General features: G+C 45.7%; 21 protein-coding genes and 1 riboswitch. Of the genes, 10 read left to right on the top strand and 11 right to left on the bottom strand.

The genetic code is table 11. The annotated features are described in order from the left end of the window. Positions 1-38: 38 nt before the first annotated feature. Both rimK and IE070_RS01480 read left to right on the top strand, forming a co-directional pair. Positions 39-956 (top strand): 30S ribosomal protein S6--L-glutamate ligase, encoded by a 918-nt coding sequence (gene rimK, locus IE070_RS01475; RefSeq protein ID WP_189479711.1) that lies wholly within the window; start codon positions 39-41, stop codon positions 954-956. Next, positions 956-2,020 carry a succinylglutamate desuccinylase/aspartoacylase family protein gene (locus IE070_RS01480; protein WP_189479714.1) on the top strand — a complete coding sequence of 355 codons (1,065 nt, stop codon included), beginning with the start codon at positions 956-958 and terminating at the stop codon, positions 2,018-2,020. The genes rimK and IE070_RS01480 overlap by 1 nt, the downstream gene beginning before the upstream one ends. A gap of 40 nt (positions 2,021-2,060) precedes the next feature. Here IE070_RS01480 and IE070_RS01485 read toward each other — a convergent pair whose 3' ends face one another. The 4 genes from IE070_RS01485 to IE070_RS01500 form a co-directional block, all read right to left on the bottom strand. Then, positions 2,061-2,756: a DUF2884 family protein gene (locus IE070_RS01485; protein WP_189479716.1), complete on the bottom strand. Its 696-nt coding sequence runs from the start codon at positions 2,754-2,756 to the stop codon at positions 2,061-2,063. Between the two features lie 162 nt (positions 2,757-2,918). Continuing rightward, complete coding sequence (locus IE070_RS01490; protein WP_189479717.1) at positions 2,919-4,571, bottom strand: flagellar assembly protein A; 1,653 nt, start codon at positions 4,569-4,571, stop codon at positions 2,919-2,921. Positions 4,572-4,699: 128 nt separating this feature from the next. Then, positions 4,700-5,035 carry a hypothetical protein gene (locus IE070_RS01495; RefSeq protein WP_189479719.1) on the bottom strand — a complete coding sequence of 112 codons (336 nt, stop codon included), beginning with the start codon at positions 5,033-5,035 and terminating at the stop codon, positions 4,700-4,702. Between the two features lie 57 nt (positions 5,036-5,092). Continuing rightward, complete coding sequence (locus IE070_RS01500) at positions 5,093-5,779, bottom strand: DUF2982 domain-containing protein (protein WP_189479721.1); 687 nt, start codon at positions 5,777-5,779, stop codon at positions 5,093-5,095. Positions 5,780-6,001: 222 nt separating this feature from the next. Here IE070_RS01500 and IE070_RS01505 point away from each other — a divergent pair, with 222 nt between their 5' ends. Together IE070_RS01505 and IE070_RS01510 are read left to right on the top strand one after the other, a co-directional pair. Next, positions 6,002-7,057, top strand: a complete 1,056-nt coding sequence (locus IE070_RS01505; protein ID WP_189479723.1) for an efflux RND transporter periplasmic adaptor subunit — start codon at positions 6,002-6,004, stop codon at positions 7,055-7,057. A 2-nt stretch (positions 7,058-7,059) separates the two neighbouring features. After that, complete coding sequence (locus IE070_RS01510) at positions 7,060-10,224, top strand: efflux RND transporter permease subunit (RefSeq protein WP_189479725.1); 3,165 nt, start codon at positions 7,060-7,062, stop codon at positions 10,222-10,224. Positions 10,225-10,463: 239 nt separating this feature from the next. Here the strand turns inward: IE070_RS01510 and IE070_RS01515 are convergent, their stop codons facing one another. Both IE070_RS01515 and IE070_RS01520 read right to left on the bottom strand, forming a co-directional pair. Then, on the bottom strand, positions 10,464-11,201 hold the full coding sequence (locus IE070_RS01515; protein WP_189479726.1) for an SDR family NAD(P)-dependent oxidoreductase: 738 nt from the start codon (positions 11,199-11,201) through the stop codon (positions 10,464-10,466). Positions 11,202-11,224: 23 nt separating this feature from the next. Continuing rightward, positions 11,225-12,220, bottom strand: coding sequence for an NAD(P)/FAD-dependent oxidoreductase (locus tag IE070_RS01520; RefSeq protein ID WP_189479728.1), 996 nt, complete (start codon positions 12,218-12,220; stop codon positions 11,225-11,227). Between the two features lie 271 nt (positions 12,221-12,491). Between IE070_RS01520 and msrA the strand changes: the two genes are divergently transcribed. Further along, on the top strand, positions 12,492-13,052 hold the full coding sequence (msrA, locus tag IE070_RS01525; protein WP_189479730.1) for a peptide-methionine (S)-S-oxide reductase MsrA: 561 nt from the start codon (positions 12,492-12,494) through the stop codon (positions 13,050-13,052). Positions 13,053-13,107: 55 nt separating this feature from the next. Here the strand turns inward: msrA and IE070_RS01530 are convergent, their stop codons facing one another. Together IE070_RS01530 and IE070_RS01535 are read right to left on the bottom strand one after the other, a co-directional pair. Then, complete coding sequence (locus IE070_RS01530; RefSeq protein WP_189479732.1) at positions 13,108-14,883, bottom strand: TonB-dependent receptor domain-containing protein; 1,776 nt, start codon at positions 14,881-14,883, stop codon at positions 13,108-13,110. Positions 14,884-14,918: 35 nt separating this feature from the next. Then, positions 14,919-15,119, bottom strand: a riboswitch (cobalamin riboswitch). A gap of 156 nt (positions 15,120-15,275) precedes the next feature. After that, positions 15,276-15,758, bottom strand: coding sequence for a YajQ family cyclic di-GMP-binding protein (locus tag IE070_RS01535; RefSeq protein ID WP_189479734.1), 483 nt, complete (start codon positions 15,756-15,758; stop codon positions 15,276-15,278). 100 nt (positions 15,759-15,858) lie between these two features. On the opposite strand from IE070_RS01535, the gene IE070_RS01540 reads away from it, so the two are divergent. After that, on the top strand, positions 15,859-16,215 hold the full coding sequence (locus IE070_RS01540) for a VanZ family protein (RefSeq protein ID WP_189479737.1): 357 nt from the start codon (positions 15,859-15,861) through the stop codon (positions 16,213-16,215). Continuing rightward, on the top strand, positions 16,191-17,081 hold the full coding sequence (locus IE070_RS01545; protein WP_189479739.1) for a ketopantoate reductase family protein: 891 nt from the start codon (positions 16,191-16,193) through the stop codon (positions 17,079-17,081). Before IE070_RS01540 ends, IE070_RS01545 begins: the two co-directional genes overlap by 25 nt. Here IE070_RS01545 and thiI read toward each other — a convergent pair. The 3 genes from thiI to pomA all read right to left on the bottom strand — a co-directional run bounded on the left by thiI (position 17,078) and on the right by pomA (position 20,450). After that, positions 17,078-18,529: a tRNA uracil 4-sulfurtransferase ThiI gene (gene thiI, locus IE070_RS01550; protein ID WP_189479741.1), complete on the bottom strand. Its 1,452-nt coding sequence runs from the start codon at positions 18,527-18,529 to the stop codon at positions 17,078-17,080. The two genes, IE070_RS01545 and thiI, sit on opposite strands and share 4 nt — an antisense overlap. Positions 18,530-18,741: 212 nt before the next feature. Continuing rightward, positions 18,742-19,683 (bottom strand): flagellar motor protein MotB, encoded by a 942-nt coding sequence (locus IE070_RS01555; RefSeq protein ID WP_189479743.1) that lies wholly within the window; start codon positions 19,681-19,683, stop codon positions 18,742-18,744. Beyond that, the gene (pomA, locus tag IE070_RS01560; protein ID WP_189479745.1) at positions 19,680-20,450 is read right to left on the bottom strand and encodes a flagellar motor protein PomA; all 771 of its coding nucleotides are present in this window, start codon (positions 20,448-20,450) and stop codon (positions 19,680-19,682) included. The genes IE070_RS01555 and pomA overlap by 4 nt, the downstream gene beginning before the upstream one ends. 211 nt (positions 20,451-20,661) lie before the next feature. Between pomA and IE070_RS01565 the strand changes: the two genes are divergently transcribed. From IE070_RS01565 to dxs, 3 genes are read left to right on the top strand one after another with little or no spacing between them, the layout of a single operon-like run. Beyond that, a complete protein-coding gene (locus tag IE070_RS01565) occupies positions 20,662-20,904 on the top strand; it encodes an exodeoxyribonuclease VII small subunit (RefSeq protein WP_189479747.1) in 243 nt (80 codons plus the stop codon). Between the two features lies 1 nt (position 20,905). Next, a complete protein-coding gene (gene ispA / locus IE070_RS01570; protein ID WP_229796889.1) occupies positions 20,906-21,793 on the top strand; it encodes a (2E,6E)-farnesyl diphosphate synthase in 888 nt (295 codons plus the stop codon). 14 nt (positions 21,794-21,807) lie between these two features. After that, on the top strand, positions 21,808-23,676 hold the full coding sequence (gene dxs / locus IE070_RS01575; protein WP_189479749.1) for a 1-deoxy-D-xylulose-5-phosphate synthase: 1,869 nt from the start codon (positions 21,808-21,810) through the stop codon (positions 23,674-23,676). The last annotated feature ends 56 nt before the right edge of the window (positions 23,677-23,732 follow it).

Consider the following 23,732-nt stretch of genomic DNA (forward strand, 5'->3'; position numbering starts at 1 on the left):
ATTGCCTGACGTGCTTAATACGACAGGCAGGAGCCTTTATGAAAATAGCGATACTGTCACGTAACGCCGAACTTTACTCTACAAAACGCTTGGTTGAAGCAGCCACCGCAGCAGGCCATGATGTTCATGTTATTGATCCCCTCATGTGTTATATGAACATCAACCGTATCAGCTCTTCTATTCACTACAAAGGAGAAGTGCTCGAAGGGTTTGATGCGGTGATCCCGCGTATAGGTGCCTCAATTACGTTTTATGGCACTGCGGTACTACGGCAATTTGAAATGATGGGCGTTTATTCGTTAAATGAATCAGTTGCGATTGGCCGGGCACGCGATAAATTACGCTCATTGCAATTACTGGCACGCCAAGGCATCGGTCTACCTGTCACCGGTTTTGCTGATAAACCAGGCGATATCCCTGACTTAATTGAGATGGTGGGTGGTGCGCCCTTAGTGATTAAACTGTTAGAAGGGACACAAGGTATTGGTGTGGTGTTAGCCGAAACCCGTACTGCCGCAGAAAGTGTTATCGATGCCTTTATGGGGCTTAATGCGCATATTTTGGTGCAAGAGTATATTCGAGAAGCGAACGGTGCTGATTTACGCTGCTTTGTCGTTGGCGACAAAGTGATTGCTGCCATGAAACGCCAGGCTAAAGCCGGTGAGTTTCGCTCAAACTTACACAGAGGTGGCACAGCCACCAAAATTAGCTTAACGCCAGAAGAGCGACGTATTGCGATTGCCGCGGCAAAAACGATGGGGTTAGCGGTCGCTGGGGTTGATTTATTGCGCTCGAATCATGGCCCTGTGGTAATGGAAGTGAACAGCTCACCTGGGTTAGAAGGTATCGAAACCACGACGGAAAAGGATGTTGCTGGCTTAATTATTGCGCATTTAGAAAAACAAGTGGCCAGCTTTAAATCGAAAAAACAAGTTAATACTAAGGGGACTGGCTAATGACACGACCGCTCACCCAACAACGCAGCCCTTTTATTTTGGGTGATAGCCATATTGCGCCAGGTAGTCGCCAAGTTGTTGATATCCCCTTTGGTAAGCTGTATACGCACACTGAGCTAAATATTGGCGCACACGTGGTACATGGCCGACAAGCCGGCCCTGTGCTGTTAATCACGGCAGCCTTACATGGTGATGAAATTAATGGTGTAGAAATTTGTCGGCGGCTTTTAAAAATTCCACGATTAAATCGATTACGCGGTACGCTGGTTGTAGTGCCTATTGTGAATACCTATGGTTTTGTGCAGCAATCACGCTATTTACCCGATAGACGAGATCTGAACCGCAGCTTTCCTGGAAGTGAGAAAGGCTCCTTAGGAAGCCGTATGGCCTATCAGTTTACCAATAGTATTTTAGCGAAATGTACGCATGCCATTGATTTACACACCGGTGCTATCCATCGCGCTAATTTACCGCAGGTAAGAGCCAGTGCTAAAGATAAAACCGCACTACGAATGGCTGAGATCTTTAATGCGCCCATTATTATTAAAGCTGCCAGCCGAGAAGGCACCATGCGCGGCACAGCAAATACCTTGGGTATTCCCATTTTATTGTATGAAGCGGGTGAGGCACTGCGTTTTGATGAGCAATCTATCAAAATTGGGGTGCGGGGTATCGTCAATGTTATGCAAGATTTGGGTATGCTAACGCATACCAAACGCGGGATCAAAACCGGCTCTCTTTTCTCGAAGAAAAGTAGCTGGGTGCGTGCAGAGCACGATGGCATTGCACGGTATTATGTCAGTTTGGGCCAAACGGTACAACAAGGGGACTTACTGGCTCATATTTATTCACCCTACTCCGATTTTGAAGTCGCCATCACCGCTACGCTAGCCGGCGTCGTCATAGGACGCAACAATCTGCCGTTAGTTAATGAAGGCGAAGCGTTATTTCATATTGCTGAAGTAAGTTCATTAGAAGAAGCAGAAAAAACCCTCGATGCGATTAGTGACGAAGTGGATAATGCGATGCCCAGCTCAATCACTGATGAATATGGTGTAGTGTAGCGTCATTATAATGTGGTGCTTAGCAGTGCGCCTTGGCAATTTAAAGTTTTTCGACAACCACGTCATACTCTGCCAACAGCGGGATCCGCTGTTGCAGCTTGCTTTCTATATGATCTAATTCTCGCATCCGCTGGCAAAACAGCGCCGATTTAGCTTCCAATTCGACAATCTTTTCATCCATACCCAGAGTGATTTTTTCCATTAACTGATTAACGGATTGCCAATCTTGCGTCTCAGCACGCTCAAAGTTACTGTCGGACTGACGTAAAGCATCACGCAATGCTCCCCACACAGCCCCCACACTGTGTCGTGCTAGGGTGTGTAACTGGGGTTTAAGCTCACGGTTTAAAAAATTATCTAGCTCATTCAAACTTTGTGGGGCTAAGTAAAAATGATCACCGGTACGGACAAAACGTGATAAAAACTGAAAGGTGGTTTCGCGGATTAACGCCCGCCATTCCGCTTGCTGCGATTTATTGCCCACGCCAGCTAACATCGCTTCAATACTGGATAAACCGACTTCAACACCATCTACAGCTAAACTGACAATTTCAGGCACAAATTTGCGCAACCCTTCCGAGTAAAGTTGTAGCAAACGTTGCTCTTCTTCATCTAACTGCTGCCACTCCCCTTTTACAAACAGCTGTTGATTATGATTTATTTGCACAAAAGTACGATTATTTTGCATCACACGAATATGCTCAGGCGAAATTAGCACACCATAGCGAAAAGCCATATTACAGTCTGCCTTAACCGACAAACTGCTTAGAAGTAGCAAAATAAACACAAGTACTGGCACAGGAGTAACCCAACAATCTATCTTAGTTATAGCATAAGAAAAAATGGGCTTTATTACACCTCATGTTAACGCAGCGCCCCACCTGCTGGTCGCATAACACTACAAAGGCTCAATGCTGGGATGACCATCAACGATCTTGGCGATAGAGGGCCCATATTCACGCCGGCTTCTTACGGTTTCATGCCCAAATTGAATATCTACCGCAGAAAACACTTGTTGGGTCGCTTTAACCTCTAAGGTCAATAGTAACTCTTGCCGTTTAGCTTCTAAGGCTCTTAACTCAGCTAACAGCATCTTGGCCAGTTTTTGCTGTTCAACAAACTCAATTTCGAACATCTGCATTTGTGGATCCACTTGACCGGTCTGCAGTTTTTTCTGTCCTTCAATATGCTGTTTTAAATCGGCCAGCAGATCTTTGGCTTCACTCACTTGGGTACGTAACAACGCCTGCTGTTCAACCAAAGGATCCAATAATCGATTCAGCTTAATCATCACTGCACCATTTGAAGGCGAGCCGAGTTGTCCACAATGCAGGCTTTTAGCAAGGTAATAATGGCCACCGACCACCTTGCCATTTATTTTATCTTCCGTCCCGGCTAATACGGCATGTGCATTAACAAAACAGTGCATAAGGTACTTGCTGGCATAAATATGACCATCACAATTGAGCGCTGAGTACTGCGCCATATTACAGTGTATATTGCCTTTGGCTTTTAACACCGTACTATATTCTTGCTGATTGGCTGTCATCACTTGATGTCCAATGATCGCCCCACCAACCACAATATCGCCACCAGCCTCAATAAGCTGACCTTCTACTACGCCTTTAATAAATACATTACCGCCGGCAATCACTTTCATTCCAGCTGAGACATTTCCGCTGATCACAACAGAGCCTTTAAAAATGATATGCCCGGAGGTTAAATCGACTTGATTCACCGTAAAAACATCATCTACCGTAGCACCATTTTCAATTGCTCGAGGCAAGCCATCCTGTTGGGCTAGCAACATATCAGGATCATCTGCTGCCAATTCAACCCCGGCGCCTAACTGCCATTCAATGATCACGCCCGGTACTGGAGGCTGTCGCTCGCCCGTCACGGTAAAGCCAGGTTCACCTTGCGTTGGCGGTAAACGTTGCATCAAAGGTGTGCCTGCCGCAACAGACGGAATAACACCAAAATCACGTAAATCAGCTTTAGACTCAGAGTCAACCAAGGGTTGATTGCGCCGTATTACCATATCCGGCAACATAGGAATAAAACGTGAATTCACCCCATTTACTGCGACACGACCATAAGCGACTTCTTCACGCAGCCGAATACCAGGCTCAGCTCGACTCGCATCTTGGACTAAACGTACAATATTCTCTTTATTAAAACCAAACACAATGCCAGCTTCTTGCGCGGCTTTGACTAACGCATTGGCTGCAATAGGAGCTCCGCCCCACGCTGCAGTAATAAACGCCACGGCTGTCATTTTGTCTTCAGCAATTTCAAACACTAATTGGGCAGCCCGTTTTTCCGCAATAGGATAACTAAGCGATTTCGCAGCGTCAGCTAAAGTGCCCGCAATCACTTTTTGCTGTAATTGATGATATTCTGCCAATAAATTATCGAGTTGCGCTTTTAGTAAATAAAAACGGGAATAGCCCGCATCATGCAGGGATTGCTGAACATGTTCGAACGTTAACGATGAAGCAGTAACCGACACGTTAATTGTTATAGTACTTTCGTGTTCAGTAAATTGCATAAGTACCTCACCCACTACGACTGGGGAAAAAGGGAGATTAGGATATTAATGAAACAAAAAAAGGCATAAAAGGCAAGCCCTGAGTTATTCAAGGCTTAGTGCGAAGACGGGATATGAACAATCAAACGTTAAATATAGTTATCTTGGTGCAGGCGAATAAACATGTCGGAGCCTTGTTTAGTATAATCTACTTTATACTCTTTGTTATTTAAAGCCTGAATAAACAACAGCGTTTTAGTCTCACCAAACACATCAACACTCGACACATCGACCAATTCTAAATAGCGCTCTTTTGCTTCTACCCGGCTCCCAGGAACCTCTTCATCAAAAAGCTTTACGCCATTACGGGTCACAATCAATGGCGGATCATCATCATCATTGATGATCACCAAATCTAATTTTTTGTTTTTATGAATAAGTGTATTGCGACCACTCACCAAGAAAGCTTTTTCGTAACTATTCATTATTGCCTGCCAGATGATTGAATTTTAACTTATTATGATACAGCATTTAAGAGCTGTCTAGAGCGGGTTACTATTTGCAGGATGTAACTGTGTTAAGCGTAATTTATTAATTTGCTGGCACCATTGCTGCGCTTCAACTGTCTTGGCATTAATAGGTACCATGAGTTCAAAACCGCTCACATTGCCCAAACGCTGCATACGATGCGCAAAAATAGCTTTTACACCAGCGTAATCTTGTTTAGCTGTTTTAAATACATCTTTTTCCCGCAATAATTCTGAAGCGCATTGACCAGTCTGACAACTTTGCTTAATCGCTTCCAAAAACAATGGCCTTTGCTCCGTCATAATGCGGACGGCTAAACGTAAAGAGATTTTCGTTAACACTGCATCATAATCTGAGACTTTAAAACCGATATAAGCTAAATCGTTGCCATCAATGCTGGGCACGGCACTGTATTGAAATGCATGCCAGGGTAAGAACCAACTGCCAACACGATGATGATAATGTACTCCGGCGTCATCGCAAACCAAACTGTATTTAGGCTCTGCAAGTTTTGCCCAGCCAATAAACACGCCCATAAAACTGGCTATATACGCAATGGCCAATAGCCAGCTAAAAGACTCCGCAATAAATGCCGTATAAATCAACAGCAACAGGAAACCACCTACACTAGACAGCAACAAGTACGCCCCCCCGCTACTGGCTGAGCCGGAAAAAGTTAACGTGGTTGCAGTGTTGGCCATAAAAAACTCATATCAGTTATAAGGTATGCGCTTTATTTACGGTGTAAATGCGCGCTTTAGATTGGTTAGGCGTAAGATTACCATAAAATTATTGCTAAGCAGTTCATCATTTAGATGAATGATACGACCAATCCCCCGCTCATTGCGATAATAGGAAATCTGAATGCACCATAATTCCATACAATAGCCCACAGGCTTTTTTTGATATAACTCGGAGTTCCCTTGGCGCAATTACATTCACGACTAATATGGTTTATTTTACTGGCAATGCTATTTTTTGTTGGTTTTTTATACTGGCAAACGCAGCAAACAAATGGGACTAACCGAAGCCGTGTAGCCGATGTGGCAGTAAAAACGGCGAAAGTTGAAAGCCTTGCCATGAGCCGCGAGGTTAGCGCGCTAGGTACAGGTATTGCCAATAATTCCATCCAATTAATTGCGCCAAGCAGCGAATTTCTGATTGAGCTGAATGTCAGTGAAGGAAAAAAAGTAGAACAGGGAGAAGTGATTGCGCGGTTGAATAACGTGCAACAACGCGCCCGGGTTGCCGAACTGGATGCGGTATTAATGGAGCAAAGTCGTCAATTGGATCGTTTGAAAAATTTAGCGACTACTCAAGCTGCAGCACAATCGCTGTTAGACGAACAACAAAGTAAAGTGAATAGCACCAAAGCGCAATTGGATATCGCACGCCAACAACTAACTGAAATGACCATAAAAGCGCCGTTTACGGGGCATTTGGGATTACGTCAAGTTAGCCAAGGCGCCTATGTTAGCGGCGGTACGGTGATTACGACGCTGGATGATATGCAGCAATTACGTGTCGCCTTTAGTATTGCCGAACGCTATCTTGCTGAAGTCGCCGTTGGTATGCCCATCAGTGTGACCAACGTTGCTTATGGCAATATCAAATTTCAGGGTAAAGTATCAGCCATCGACACGCGTTTAGATCCTATAACGCGCTCAGTCACAATACACGGCATCATTGATAACGAAAGCCTACAATTACGCCCTGGCATGCTGCTAAATGTGCAACTACAACTGGAAAATCGTGAGGTCCTGCGAATTTCAGAAAAAGCCTTGCTACCGCAACAAAATCGTCAATATGTGTTTATTGTCGACAGCGAAAACAAAGTTCAACAAAAAGAAATTGAAGTGGGACAACGTATTCCTGGTTGGGTAGAAGTTATTTCTGGCTTGCGTGAAGGCGATGAAATTGTGATTGAAGGCGTACAAAAACTTCGTACTGGCGTGACCATTAGCAAAGTCGGAGGCTAACCATGTGGCTATCTGATACCTCTGTAAAACGTCCGGTTTTTGCCACCGTCGTTAACTTATTGTTGGTTATATTCGGTATTGTGTGTTTTACCATGCTGCCGCTGCGTGAGTATCCGGATATTGATTCCCCTATCGTTAGTATTAATACTAACTATCCCGGAGCCTCTGCGGAGATTGTCGAAAGTAAAATTACCCAAATTCTCGAAGACCGCATTAGCGGCGTTGAGGGCATTAAAAGTATCGATTCTAGCAGTCGCAATGGTCGTTCTAGTATCACTATCGAGTTTAATGTTGAACGCGATATTGATGCTGCGGCAAACGACGTGCGAGAGCGCGTATCACGTGCACTAAACAACCTACCTGATCAAGCTGATCCACCAGAAGTGTTTAAAGCGAATGCAGATGAAGACACCATCGCATGGTTTGTACTTAATAGCGATAATATGACCACGCTGGAACTGACCGATTATGCGAATCGTTATATTGCGGAGCGTTTCTCGGTAGTAGATGGCGTGGCCCGTTTGCAATTTGGCGGTGCACGCGATTATGCCATGCGCATTTGGTTAGATCGTGATGCCATGGCCGCACGTGGGGTAACGGTACAAGATGTTGAAGCCGTTTTACGTGCTGAAAACGTTGAACTACCCGCGGGTAACATTAAATCCTTTGATCGTGATTTTACCGTGCGCGTGGTGCGTTCGTTTCGTAGCCAGCAAGATTTTGAACGCATCGTGGTTAAACGCGGTGCAAACAATTATTTAGTACGCTTGTCCGAAATCGCCGATGTGATGCTGACCGCTGAAGACGAAGAAGGCGAGTTTCGTAGCGATGGTAAAAACATCCTTGGTATCGGCATTATTAAGCAGTCTAAAGCCAATACGTTAGATGTTGTACGTAATGCGCGCGCCGAAATGGAACGGATTAAAGCCAATCTTCCCCCAGGGATGACGATAGAGCCAGGCTATGATTCGTCGGTGTTTATCTCTGAATCAATCAAAGAAGTGTACAACACCTTGGGTATTGCCATGTGTATGGTGATTTTGGTGATCTTCTTATTTTTGGGTAATATCCGCGCCACCTTTATTCCTGCCATTACCGTGCCGGTAGCCCTAGTTGCTGCAGTCACCGTGTTATATGCGCTCGATTTTTCTATCAACTTATTGACACTACTTGCTATGGTTTTAGCCATAGGTTTGGTGGTAGATGATTCTATTGTTGTCCTAGAAAATATTTATCGGCGTATCGAACAAGGTGAAGCCCCATTACTTGCGGCTTATCGCGGGGCACGTGAAGTGGGTTTTGCTGTGGTAGCAACCACCTTAGTGTTAATCTCCGTGTTTGTTCCTCTGGTATTTATGCAAGGACAATTAGGTAAACTCTTTACTGAGTTTGCGCTTGCCGTCGCCGCCGCCGTGGCGTTCTCCAGTGTGGTTGCCTTAACGTTATCGCCGATGTTGTGTAGTAAGCTGCTAACACATCGCAAGCGTGAAAGTAAATTAGGAACTTGGCTGCACAGCGGATTTAACCGACTTGAACGTGCTTACACCAATCAGCTCAATATCGTGTGCAGTAAAAGATGGCCCGTTATCTTGGTCGTCGTGCTCTGTTTCCTTGCCAGCGTACAATTGGTAAGGATGCTACCCGGCGAACTCGCGCCTCAAGAAGATCGCGGCACCTTTTTTGTGATGATGAGCCCAGCTGAAGGCGCGAGCTATCAAAGTAATAGCCGTAACATGCGTCTAATTGAAGATATTTTGACGCCCTATTACGAAGATGGCCAATTAACTCGGATGCTGATCCGAGTACCCGGCTGGGGTAATAATGGTGGCGTAGCAATTGTGGGTACTGAAAACTGGTACAACGGCAAACGACGCACCCAAGATCTAGTATCCGAAATTGGGGTGAAAATTAACGAACTACCCGATGTGAGAGCCTTTACCTTTATGCGTGGTGGCTTAGGTGGCGGCGGTGGCGGTAATCGGCCTATTCAGTTTGTTATACAAGGCAACACCTATGAGGAATTGGCGCTGTGGCGTGACATTATCCTTAATCGCGCCGCTGAGAATCCTAATCTGTTGATGTTAGACCATGATTACAAAGAAACCGTGCCGCAAGTGTTGGTAGAAATCAATACGGATCGTGCAGGTGACTTAGGCATTTCGGTTGGCGCAGTAGGTCGGGCACTGGAGGCCATGTTAGGCGGGCGTCGCGTAACTACTTTCTTAGATCGCGGCCGCGAATACGATGTGATCATCGAAGGCTTAGATAACGACTTCCGCGCACCGGGTACGATTAGTAATGTTTATATCCGTTCAGATAGCAGCAACGAACTGATCCCATTAGATAATTTAATAACCTTACGTGAAGAGGCCACAGCATCAAGCCTGAACCGTTACAATCGGATGCGCTCTATTACTATTACGGGCAGCATGGCGCCTGGGTATAGTTTAGGCGAAGCACTCGAGTATTTGGAAGATATTGTGCGTACTGAAATTGACGCCCCTGTGGGTATTGATTACAAGGGCGAATCACTTTTATTCCAAGAAAGCGGTCAATCAACGGCTTTGGTATTTATATTAGCGCTGTTGATTACCTATCTGGTATTGGCTGCCCAATTTGAGAGCTTCATTCATCCGCTGGTGATTATGATCACGGTGCCGCTTGGGTTAGTTGGCGCCTTATCAGGCTTGTATTTTGCAGGTATGACGTTAAACATTTTCAGCCAAATAGGCCTTGTGATGCTTATTGGTTTAGTAGCGAAAAACGGCATATTAATAGTGGAATTTGCCAACCAATTACGCGACGCTGGCGTGGCGTTTGAAGATGCGGTAAAGCGTGCAGCAACACAGCGCTTACGCCCCATCGTTATGACAGCCTTTACCACGGTAATGAGTAGTTTGCCGCTGGTTCTTGCCACTGGACCTGGCTCAGAGAGCCGTATGGTCATTGGTATGGTGATTCTGTGTGGTGTTGCGTTAGCAACCTTACTCACCATTTACGTGGTGCCGGTGATCTACATTGCTATTGCTCGTAATACAGGTTCGCCATTAACGCTAACGCGAGAACTCGCGCGCTTAGAAGCCGATGCACCAGATGAGCATGCCGCAGATGAAGTGGTGCCAACTGCCACACCGGCAAAGGCAACAACAGCCTTACCCAAAGACTGATAACAGTATGTCGCTGGGCCTTCCTTAAGGCCCAGCCTGCTGCAGTAAAAGCTTGTCAGTTAATAAAACACGATCTTAACAACCGTATACCAATAAAAAAACCGAGTTAGACTCGGTTTTTTTCATTGCTTTCGCGTAAACACAGAACGACCTTTCTACTAAATACGTTTAGGCAAAGATGCTGAGGTTATTCATTATTTTTTCTTTGTTATCCAATATCCGTATGATTGCAATCCTGTTTAGAACGGTAATACCGTACCATCCCAATTAATCAGTGCACCCGATTGTTCGGGCGTGACCGCAGCGAACACCGCAATTAAGCGCGACGCCGTATCGGCAGCACTGCGTAATTGACCTTGTGGTAGATTCTTTTGAAAAGGAGCGGATAACTCTGAATCAGTAGTGCCTGGGTGCAAACTAAATAACACTGCAGTTTTATTATAACGTGCCAATTCGATACTGCTGCTCTTTACCAGCATATTTAAGGCTGCTTTTGCCATCCGGTAACTGTACCAACCACCTAATTGATTGTCGCTGATACTGCCCACTTTAGCACTTAATACCGCCACTTTAATTGCTTCTTGTTTAGCAAGAAAAGGCAGCAATGCTTGCAGGTATAATGCAGGATGGATCACATTAATCTCATAGCTTTGCGCTAACGCGCGACGACTCAGTTGTTTAATCGACTTTTCAGGTAACATGCCTTCACCGTGCAACCAGCCTTGGCACAACATTATTGCATCGACTTTGCTTGCAAAAATCTCTGCCAACACGCTTGGCGCGGCAGTATCATCAGCAGATGCTAAGGTATACCAGGTTAACGCCTGCGGCGTATGTGTTATTTCAAATGGCGTTGATAACGTTGTGGACAGCGGCTGACGACTGATTGCCGATACCCGATGACCCTGTGCCAAAAGCTGCTGTACCATGGCAAAGCCAATACCACCGCTAGCGCCTAAAATTAACCAATGTTGCATCGTGTCTTATCCTATTTGAGGCCCTATTTGAGGGCCAGTATCTTACTGGCAATATCATCACCACTTAACCAGGCATTTTCTACTCGGCCACCACGCATCCAATCACCTGCCAGCCACACGCCCTCATGGGGATTATCCGATAGATTCATCTCAGCCGCCCCAGCATCAATTTGTGCATATAACCAACGATGACAAATGGCCTCTGTCACACTAATCGGTTTGCCGATTATCTCGGATAAACAGTCTGTAGCGTGTTGTTGCAAGAACTCGGTGGACGCCTGCAAATGGGACGCACTGAAATGTGGGCTAAAATGTAATAACCAACTTTCGACCTGTGCTCTGCCAGGCTTGCTGTTCTGCCGACTGATCCAACTCAGCGAACGGTGTTCACCTTTCACAAAAATACCCCCTGCGGCATGGCCTGTTGGCGCCGCTAACACCAGCGTTGCAGCCCAACAAGGCTGTAAAAGCGTTTCAGGTAAGCTTATGGTTGTGTCTGTTGCCAAAGATGCAGAATGGCTATTGAGCAATGCCGCTGCTTGTACGGGAGGTATAGACAACACTACATGTTGGAAGGGACCAAACACCTGTCCTTGTTCAGAGGTTAATTGCCAGCCTGAAGACACCTGCTGCAACAAGGTTATTCGGCAATCCATTTCACTCGGAATAGCCTGAGCTTGCCACTTTAATGGGCTGTGCATGGCAGGAATACCGATAAAGCGTTGTTGCTCATCAGGCGAGGCACTTAATTGTCCTTGGTTATACTGATACATTGGCGCTAACCAACGACTCACTACCCCCTGCTGCTGCCATCTTGCTACTTGTTGCTGAAATTTTGGGTGACGCGCCGTAAAATATTGCGCACCAAAATCCATATACCCATGACCCGTGCGCTTACTGGTCATGCGACCTCCGGGACCCCGTGCCTTGTCAAACAACATGACACTGCAACCGGCTGCATGCAACGCGCTGGCACAACTGATCCCTGCAATACCCGCACCTATTACTGCTACTTTCATGTTTTAATTCCATCCTGTTATCATTCGATGAGTAGGATCCTGTATGTCAACTTGGCTTAGCTCTCATCTTGCATCTTGCATGTCGCAATCATCCAAGCGTTTAAATACACCGTAATGAGTTAATGCTGAGTAAATCTGAAGAGCAAACAACAAAAAATGCTGCTTATAACTGCCATACTATTTTACGACGAATAATGACAGCACGATCAATCTCGACGAGGTTAACCCATTGGTTAACCTATTTGTTAACAATGCACCTTAAGGACTAACTATGAACGTGACAACAGAGCAAACAGAACTGGCAACCTTTGGCGCAGGCTGTTTTTGGTGTTTAGAAGCCGCGTTAAACGAAGTAAAAGGGGTTAAACTCGCCGTCAGCGGCTATATGGGCGGTCAAACGGCGAACCCAGATTATCGTAGCGTGTGCACTGGCACAACCGGTCACGCCGAGGTGGTGCAAGTACAATTTGATCCTACACAGATAAGCTTTGTTGAGTTGTGTCAGATTTTTTTTAGTTTGCACGATGCCACGCAACTTAACCGGCAAGGCAATGATGTTGGCACGCAATACCGTTCGGTGATTTTTACCCATAACGCTCAGCAGCAGCAAGATGCCACCAGCATGATAACGGAGCTTACGCAGCACAAATTGTTTAACGCACCGATTGTTACTGAAGTCAGCCCTGTAAGCCAGTTCTATCCAGCAGAAGCTTATCATCAAGGGTATTACAAACAAAATCCCTATCAAGGTTACTGTCAGATGCTCATCACGCCCAAAATGGCTAAATTTCGGCAGCGCTTTACACACGTCCTTAAACATCAAGCAGACTAAACGTCTGCTTGATGTGCATCACACGGCATAAAACAACACCCTTACTGCGCCCCTCTTACTGTGGCCGATAGCTCAGGCTAAGGCCAAAATTTACGCCCGCCGTAGTGTAACTGGCATTGGTTTGATAGCGTTTATCAAACAGATTGGCAAGATTGGCTCTTACAATCAAACTGTTAGACACCGGATAACTGGCGCCTACTCCCCAGACTGTAAACCCGCCTAGATATTCTTGACTGGCAAAGGGACCTTGATAGGTATTACTTTGATAATCTGCAGAGACAAATGCCGATATCTTGCCCCACTGCCGTTCTGCACGCCAATTAAGGGTATTTTCCGGACGACGAACTAAGCGTTGTCCGGTTAAGGTATTTTCAGTATCAATCCAACTATACGCAAATTGCTGTTGGATCTCTGCAACATCAACATTGATCACCAATTCTGCACCTGAAATCTGTGCTTTTTCAATATTTTGCGGCATAAACGTCGCCATATCGAACTGAATCAAATTATCAACATCGTTTTCAAACCAAACCAACTGAATACTGCCATTACTTGCCCGATAATGGATGGCAACTTCATCAGATACCGTTTGCTCAGGCGCTAAATCAGGATTAGCGCTGCCTGGATAATACAAATCGTTAAAGGTTGGAGCCTTAAAAGCAGCGCCACGACTTGCTCGCACTTGCCACGCCTCGGAAAAAAAGTACCCTGCTGCCAGTTGCCACGTGGTATTGCCACCATATTGATCGGTAACATCGCGCCGCACCGATCCTTCAAGCTGCAATTGTTGTTGCTTAAAACTCATCCCAGTAAAAAACGCCCGATTAATTCGGCTATCAATGACATAATTTACGCCTGACCGCGCAACATCTTCAGAATACCAATTAACGCCAGCTAACCCGGTAAGCTGCTCGGTGAGAGAGGTGCTAGTTTGATAATTCACTTCATCACGCTCGGTCACAAAAGGACTGCGGGAGTCTGGCCCAAAGCTGGTATCATCATCTAGCACGCGACTTAGTTGAGCTTGATGTTGCCACTCACCCACGGCATGCTGCCAGCCAAGTAAGTAACTGCGGCTTAATGTATCTGCCTCATCCTCAGTGCCCCAGGCTGTGTCAAATTGGTTAAAACCAGAATTAATATCAAATTGTGCCTGCCAGGTACCAACCGTGCTCTGATACTCAGCGGCTACTTTAGCAAATCGTTGCTGATACCCATCACGATCGGCATCTAAATCTTTGCGCACATTAAAGCCATCTGCCCGGCTATAACCTGCTGTCGCACTCACGGTTAAATCACCCACTTGTTGACTCACGCTAAGATCCGTACCGGCTTGCCCAAAGCTGCCCACATTCGCATTGATCTCGGTACCCTGTGCTTTACGAGTACTTATCGCAATGACGCCGGATAAGGCATCAGCGCCATACCACGCGGCACGTGGCCCACGGATCACCTCAATACGTTCAATCAGTTCCAGCGGTACCATGGCTAACGCTTTATAACCTAATGTTGCAGATCCCGTCCGAACACCGTCGATCAACACTAACGTGTGACCACTGTTGCCGCCGCGTAAATACAGGCTGCTGTTCTGACCACGCCCCCCATCACGGGCAATATTTATGCCAGGCATTTGTGCTAACAATGTTGGTAAATCAGTGGCTTGACGGGAAACGATATCGTCACGTTCCAATACTGTAACACTGGCTAACACCTGTGATTCAGCCGTTGGCAGACGATTTGCATAAATACTGATACGTTCGATGGCGTTTTCTGCTTGCGCAGCAGAACAGCAAGAGGCCAGCATAACCGCGGCCCAAGAGGGTTTTAACATACGTACTCCAATCCAGTGCCCACCGCACAGGGTAAAGGTGAAAGAACTTTTAGGCCGGTCTCCGGGCTAACAATCTGCTTACGCCGGTACTTCGCCTTCCCATCAACTGACAGTGGCGTATGAAATACCTAAGATTGATTACCGTTGCGGGGGCAGCTTTGGTTTTACACCAAATTCCCGTTTAACACTGTTCCATCACGCTATAGGGCCGCGTTGCATAAAACGCTAAAAGCGTAACAACGTGCGCTACTCTGATAATACAGTGCACCTAAAAAGACGACGGCTCCCAATGGAGCCGCCGCAAGTGTACGCATTAATCCCAAAAAGTCAACAGACATCTAGATAGCCAAAGAACCAGAGAGGGCTCTTCTATATCCACGTTAGATCAGGAACTAATCACGGAAGTTGGTAAATTGAAACGCTTGTTCTAACTCAGTAGCCCGAATTAAGGCAATCGCTTCTTGTAGATCATCACGCTTTTTACCGGTAACCCGCACTTGATCACCTTGAATCGCGGCTTGAACTTTTAACTTATGATCTTTGATCAGCTTTACTAACTTTTTTGCCATCTCAGTTTCAATACCTTGGCGCAACGTTAAATTTTGGCTATAGGTTTTACCTGAATGAACAACATCGCCTTCTTTAAAGGAACGCACATCTAAGCCACGTTTAACGGCTTTAGTTAAAAAGATCTCTAACATTTGTTGTAATTGGAATTCTGAGTCCGCTTTTAGCGTGATCTCTTTTTCTTTAAGGCTAAATTCCGCGTTCACACCCCGAAAGTCAAAACGGGTTTGTAACTCTCGGTTTGAATTGTCTACTGCATTTAATACTTCTTGTTGTTCCACTTCAGAAACAATATCAAAAGATGGCATTTCACTCTCCAGTCAATCGGTATAGGTATAGATCTAGGTATGCTGGTGATTATAACCAGAAAACTGTTACAATCCGAGCCTCATTATCGGGAGGATTGACGTGCCCCAAGCGTTTTATCGATTTTTATGTTTGGCTTTTCTTGTTATTGCGACCGCCGGCTTTATGGTCGAGCTCAGTGGCAATCCAATTAAGAGTGGCTTTGAGCACATGGACAAAGTTGCTCATTTTGGCATCTTCTTTGTGTTAAGTGGATTAGTCTGGAAAGGATTTCGCCCTACCATTTGGAAAGTAGTGCTACTGATGGCTATTTATGGCGCGCTGGTTGAGGTTATACAAGAGAACTATACACGTCGAAATGGTGATTTTTGGGACTGGCTAGCCAATATGGCCGGCGTATTGGCGTTTTTCCTGATTCGTAAGCTTTGGCATCTATGGCGCCCACGCAGCAAAACCTAGCGTGGAGTGTTGTTGGGCAAGGGGCAATTGGTTTACTTGCCGCCTGTCGTTTGCAACTTCATGGCTATGCTGTTTCGTTGTGGCTGCGCGAACCTGCACCACTCTCAGTAATCTTCAACACCTTAGAACATCAGCAATATAGCTGTTATTTTTTACCCACTATAGCCCCTATCCAGCATAGTGTTGTAGCCGTAAAAGCCTATGCAGTGGCATCCTGTCTGGCACAATTAAAACCTTATTTAGCCCATCACGCCCAATTGATTATCAGCCACAATGGCATGCCGGATCTTGATAGTTTGCGTCAATTTGCCGGTGTAGATCAAGGGATATGGTTTTTAAGTACCAGCCATGGTGCGTTGCGTAAGAAAGGCGCTATAGAGCACACGGGAGAAGGACAAAGCAGCCTTTGTCCGCTAAATCACGCTGCCGTTAAAGCTACACCAGCAGTATTGGATGCCATGCAGGCAGCCTTAGGACCGGTAACGCTAACAGAGAATATTATGCCAGCGCTCTGGCGAAAATTAGCGGTTAACGCCGTCATAAACCCATTAACAACCTTGTTTAACTGCCGAAATGGCGCGCTTGTCGAACCGCAATATGCGAGCACAATTCAACGTATTATAGCCGAAGTCTGTGAGCTGGCCAACGCAGAGGGCATGGCATTACCTTATGACAGCACCCTACAACATGTCTATCACGTTATGCAGGCAACAGCCAACAATTACTCTTCTATGCAACAAGATCACGCACAAGGCCGGCCATTAGAGTTAGCGGCCATCACCGGCTTTATTCTAAAAACAGCAGCAAAACATCAACTCGCCATGCCTGAAAACCAGGCCATTTGGCAAACACTCAGCGCCGATTAAGGGCGATATACGGCGATATTGGTAAAGCCCATTTCTTGTAATAACAACGTTTGTAATCGACTCATAACGCCGTGCTCACAGTAACAATAATACTGTTGTTGCGGATCTAGGCTTGGAAATTGACTTGCTAAGCGAAAAAATGGAATTTCTAGCACAAGATGCTGCTGCAACTGCAAAGGTTGGTGTTCGGTTTCTTCGGGTGAACGCACATCAATAACAATTGCATCACGCGGTAAAACCGCTTCGGTCGCGACAGTGCGAGCCTGCTGCTCAGCTTGATACTCAATGGTTCGAATATCATAAATTTTACTGTGGGTAAGCACATTCGAGAGGATAGCAACATCAATCTTAGCCTCAGCTGCCAGTACCGCGTCTAACGCTGCATTAATCGTGGGGCTTTTTGAAATAACACCACAATATTCAGGCATAGTACTACACAAGGCTTCAACGCCTATTTGTCGGGCAATATCAATAATATCTTGTTTATCATGGTAAATTAGCGGCCGCAGAATAAGGGTATCGGTTGCCCGGTCAATAACAGCAAGATTAGCAATGGTTTGGCTTGCTACCTGTCCTATACTTTCACCGGTGACAATAGCTTGGATCCCTAACTGCGCAGCAATGTGGCTGGCCGCCTGCATCATCAGCCGTTTCAGCACCACACCCAGCAAACTCGAATCGACTTTTGCCACAATCTCGTTCACTACCGGCATAAAATCGACACTAACAAATTTTACCCGATGCGATAAACCGTATTTTTGCCAGATATAAAATGCAATTTCACGCACACCCGCTTCATGCGCATTACCACCAAGATTAAAAAACAAAAAATGACTTCGGATGCCTTTTCTAATCATCAAATAGGTAGCAACGGCAGAATCGTATCCCCCAGAAATAAGGGATAATACATCTTGTTGGGCAGGGATGGGAAAACCACCCATACCAGAAAATGTCTCTACCACCACTAAAAATTTTTCCTGCTTAATTTCTAGTTTAATAGTGATATCGGGCTGTTTTAGTTGCACCTTCGCGTTATTGACTAATTGATTCAAACCGCCGCCAATATACCGTTCGGCCTCTAGCGAACTAAACTCATGATTACCCTGACGCTTTACCCGCACACAAAAGGTTTTACCGCTAAGTTGCGCGCGATAAACAGCAGCAACTTGCAAAAAAATATCATGCAAATCGGTGAAGTGACAAGTCTTAGTTTCGGCAAAGGTGACAATACCGGGAATACACTGTAAGCGCGCGATAAAGCTCCCTCGCTGTGCCGCTAGCTTGCTACGAACAATCAGATGATCATACACACTACGCACAGCAATTTTTGGATCAAGCCGTTTTAAAATGGTAATAAGATTACGTTCGAGTAGCTCGGTTTGTCGTTGACGCACCGACTTACTTTTAATGGCTATTTCGGGATGCAGTTTGATAATAAATTCGAGCATAAAATCGCGGCCGTCTAAAAATTGCCGCGTAGTATAGCGAATAACCGGACTAAAAGCGCGTTAAACGCGTAAATGCCTACACCGCACTTTTAGTGAATCATACCTTTTATCGCGTGGCAAAGCGGGCTAATACTAGGATTGCGCTTTGCCACACTATACGCATGACTTCCGTTATAAAACCGCTCGCAAAGGTCGTAAGCGATGGAAACGTACTAAGGATTAGTCACGGGTTCAAAACTAATCGGATCCGAGACCTTGGGCTTACCTTGCATAATGGAAATTTCTACACGGCGATTACGTCGCCGATTTAGCTCACTGTTATTCGGTACCAAAGGCCGAGTATCAGCATGCCCTACCACCACTAAACGGTTACGATCAAAACCGGGCGCCCGAATAATCTCCGTAGCCACCGACACCGCGCGTTTGGCCGAAAGATCCCAGTTATTGGCATGTAATTCATCAGCTACCTGAAAATCATCGGTGTGCCCACTAATGGTAATTTCACCGGGTATATCATTTAACATCTGTCCAATTTGTAACACGATAGGTTTAAAACGTGGCTGTAAAAAGGAGGAGCCTGACGGAAAAGAACCATTTTCTCGGATCCGAATAATAATTTGTTGCCCTAATGATTCTAGCTCAATAGCACCATCAACAATTTGCTGTTCGAGCTCTTCAGCCAGTTTTTTCACGGTTTCATTAATTTGCTCTTGTGCCGCTTCTGCTGCAGCTTCGGCGGCTTCAATTTCCTCAGCGTTTAACGCAGACTGGCCCCCTGTTTGATCATCACGCTGCTCTTGCCTGCCGCCTGATGAATCTTCTTCACCAGCCTGAAACTCGATTACTTGCTGTGTCATTTCCATGGTTTGCTGTTGTAATGTTTCGATCGGCGTTGGATCAGGCCGCCCCGGCCGGAACTCCATCGCAATCACGCTAGTGCCTTTCGGAATATCATCCACTTCAATTTTGTTTTGCACCCCAAAGGCAAACTTCATTGAACCTGCAATTTGTTTAAATTTCAGCACGTCCATTTCGGAAAAGGCTAACAGCAGAACGAAGAAGCACATTAAAAGAGCCATCAAATCTGCAAAAGTTCCCATATAAGCAGGTAACCCTGGTGGCGGACATTTGCACTCTTCTTCCATGTCACTCATGTAGCGTCTCCAGCGGGCTCACGTTTGCCCTGTGCTAAATAATTACGCAAGATCCCTTCGATAACTTTCGGGTTTTGCCCATCTTGGATGCCTAATACAGCATCAAGAATGAGCATATTATTCAGTTTTTCTTGTTGATTACGGATAGCTAACTTATCTGCAAGTGGAATGGCGATTACGTTAGCAATAAAAGCCCCGTAGAGCGTTGTCAGCAAAGCCACAGCCATCGCCGGACCGATGGCTTTGGGATCATCCATATTTGATAACATCGCCACTAGACCAATTAATGTTCCAATCATGCCCATCGCTGGGGCAACATCACCTAAGCTCTTAAAAAAAGCAATGGCGCTTTCATGTCTCTTCTCAGTTAACGTAATATCCTTTTGCATCGTGGCACGAACGACATCTGCATCATGTCCATCAACTAGCATATTGATGCCTTTTTGCATAAAAGCATTAGGAATTTCGGCTTCTTCAAGCGCCAAAAATCCGCCTTTACGAGCAGAATCACCCAATTGCACGGCTTTCTCAATCAATTCTTCTGGTGCTTCAATTTTGAACATAAACGCTTTAACTGCAGCCTTACCAGCCCCTAAAAATTGCTGCAGCGTAAACTTAGAAAGCACCACAAAAATTGAGCCGCCAAAAACAATGAGGACAGACACTAAATCAGCAAACATTCCCACGTCGCCACTACTACCTATTACCATGGCCATAACAATGAAACCAATAGCACCTACCATTCCTATAAGCGTCGCTAAATCCACATTTTACTCCTTCAGAAAGCCAGTTGGCTGGGGCACTGTACACGACTTATTAATTATAATAACTTACCTGCTGCCTAGTTATCGACCTTTGCCGAGAATCATTAAGCAATAATTCAGCAAGTAACATCAAAATAGTCGTTCCAAAGCGCTTTGTCATTGACCATAATAGCTTGCTACGATAAGGTTGCGCACAGTTTTTTTGGGGAATATTATGAGCAAAACAAACAGTACCCCAGGCCAGTTTGAACAATCGGTGCTGGAGCTGGAACAAATCGTGCAACAACTGGAACAAGGCGAGTTAACCCTAGAACAAGCCCTAAGCCAATTTGAGCGCGGAATTAGCTTGGTAAAACAGAGCCAGCAACAGTTACACGCCGCTGAACAAAAAGTGCAAATCCTCTTGCAACAGCAACAGGAACAATTACACCCTTTTGAACCGCAAGCAGGAGACTAACTTGGCGCCATCCAGTTTGCCCATGTTTCAACAACGTGTGGAACAGCAGCTGCAACACTTGCTCGCAAGCAAAATTCCAAAAACCAGTTTGTTATATGATGCGATGGCCTATAGTCTATTACTAGGTGGTAAACGTATAAGGCCTTACTTGGTATATGCGGTAGGTCAGCTTTTGGGTGCGAAGCTTGAAGATTTAGATGCTGCAGCGACAGCCATCGAGGCAATACATTGTTATTCCTTAATTCATGATGACTTGCCTGCAATGGACGATGACGCCTTGCGCCGCGGAAAACCTACTTGCCATATTGCATTTAATGAAGCGACAGCTATTCTTGCCGGCGATGCCCTGCAAGCACTGGCATTTGAAGCACTTTGCGATCATGCCTACATACAGGTTACGCCATCACGGCAATTGGCCATGGTTAAAGCGTTAGCGCGGGCTGCAGGTGCCTCTGGGATGTGTGCGGGACAAGCTATTGATTTGGCCCATACAAATCAGCAAGTGGCATTAACCACTTTAGAGCAAATGCACAGGCTGAAGACCGGCGCCTTAATTGAATGCACGGTACAATTAGCCTATTATGCCAGCCCAATTGACGCGCCTACAGTGCTGGCTGACTTGCGCCAATTTGCTGATGCGCTCGGTTTAGCCTTTCAAGTACAAGATGACATTCTGGATATTGAAAGCGACACGGAAACCTTGGGTAAACCACAAGGCTCTGATGTAAAAGCCAATAAATCGACGTATCCAGCATTACTTGGATTACAGGGCGCAAAACAAAAAGCCCAACAGCTTTATCATGATGCGATAGCGGCATTACAACGGCTACCTTACGATACGACGGAGTTACAACACTTCGCTCATTATATTATTGCCAGAAAGTTCTAACATAGGCATTTGTTATGCACATTGATATGACGGATTATCCGCTGCTGACTAAGGCAAATTTGCCTGAACAATTACGTCAGTTACCTCAAGAACTCTTGCCACAATTAAGTCAGGAGTTACGCCATTTTTTACTAAAAACCGTAAGCCAGAGTAGTGGTCACTTCGCTTCAGGTTTAGGGGCAGTAGAGTTAACCGTCGCCTTACATTATGTGTATAACACCCCCTTCGATCGTTTAATCTGGGATGTTGGTCATCAGGCCTATCCGCATAAAATTTTAACGGGCCGTCGCCACAAAATGCATACCATCCGTCAGAAAGAGGGCTTGCATCCTTTTCCTTATCGGGAAGAAAGTGAGTATGATATTTTATCTGTTGGCCACTCTAGCACATCAATTAGTGCGGCAATGGGTATGGCCGTTGCCGCTGCGCAAGCTAAAAATCAACGTAAAGTGGTGGCCGTTATTGGTGACGGTGCGATTACTGCGGGTATGGCGTTTGAAGCATTAAATCATGCGGGTGAAGTGAAACCCGATATGCTGGTTATTTTAAACGATAATGAAATGTCCATTTCGGAAAATGTTGGCGCGTTAAATCAGTATTTTGCCCGCATTTTATCTGGCAGCTTTTACACCAGCTTACGCGAAGGGGGTAAAAAGATTTTACGTGGCGTGCCTCCCCTGCATGATTTGGCCAGCAAAGCAGAAGAGCATTTTAAAGGCATGGTAACACCAGGTACCTTCTTTGAGGAGCTTGGGTTTAATTATATTGGGCCTATTGATGGCCATGATGTGCTGGGCTTAGTCGATACCATTCGCAATATGCGCCAACTCAAAGGCCCGCAGCTATTGCACATTGTAACCAAAAAAGGTAAAGGCTATGCCCCTGCTGAGGCGGATCCTATTGGCTATCATGCTGTGGCTAAATTTGATCCCAGTGCCAGCACTCAACCCGCTAAAAAACCTGGTCTGCCTGTTTTTTCTAACATTTTTGGACAATGGATTTGCGATATGGCAGAGCAAGATGAGCGTCTGCAAGCCATTACGCCGGCAATGCGTGAGGGATCAGATTTAGTTGCCTTTTCTAAGCGCTTTCCTAATCGGTATTTTGATGTGGCGATTGCCGAACAGCATGCGGTTACCTTAGCTGCAGGCATGGCGATTGAAGGGTTAAAACCCGTTGTTGCTATTTACTCAAGTTTTTTACAACGTGGTTATGATCAACTTATTCACGATGTGGCGCTACAACAACTTGATGTGCTTTTTGCGATTGATCGGGCTGGCATTGTTGGCGCTGATGGCCCAACCCATCAAGGGGCCTTCGATATTAGTTTTATGCGCTGTATCCCAAACATCACCATTATGGTGCCTTCAGACGAGAATGAGTGTCGGCAGATGCTCTATACTGGCTATCAACACGCAGGCGTGGCAGCGGTACGCTATCCTCGAGGATCTGGCACGGGAATAAGCGCCAATAGCACGATGGAATTGCTACCCATTGGCAAAGCTCGTTTGGTACGAGCAGGGCAACAGCTTGCTATCTTAGCCTTTGGCCCTTTACTAACGGCATGCCAGCAAGCCGCCGCAGCGCTAGATTCAACCTTGATTGATATGCGTTTTGTGAAACCTTTAGATGAACATTTATTGTTGCAACTTATCGACAGTCATAGCCACATTATTACGGTTGAAGACAACGCAATTATGGGCGGAGCAGGCTCGGCAGTAAACGAGTTCTTATTACAACAAGGTTTCCGCGGTAAGGTCTTGAATTTGGGTCTGCCTGATCACTTTATTAAACATGGCGCGCAACAAGAGATTTATCAGGAATTAGGTTTAGACAGTGCAGGGATCAGCAAACACGCTGAGCGTTTTTTTCAAAAAAACTAGCACTTTACCCGATGTAAACAGCAATCAGTCCTTACCGCACATTGCGGTAAGGACTG

This window comes from Alishewanella tabrizica (genome assembly GCF_014652375.1).
Taxonomy (GTDB): Bacteria; Pseudomonadota; Gammaproteobacteria; order Enterobacterales; family Alteromonadaceae; genus Alishewanella; species Alishewanella tabrizica.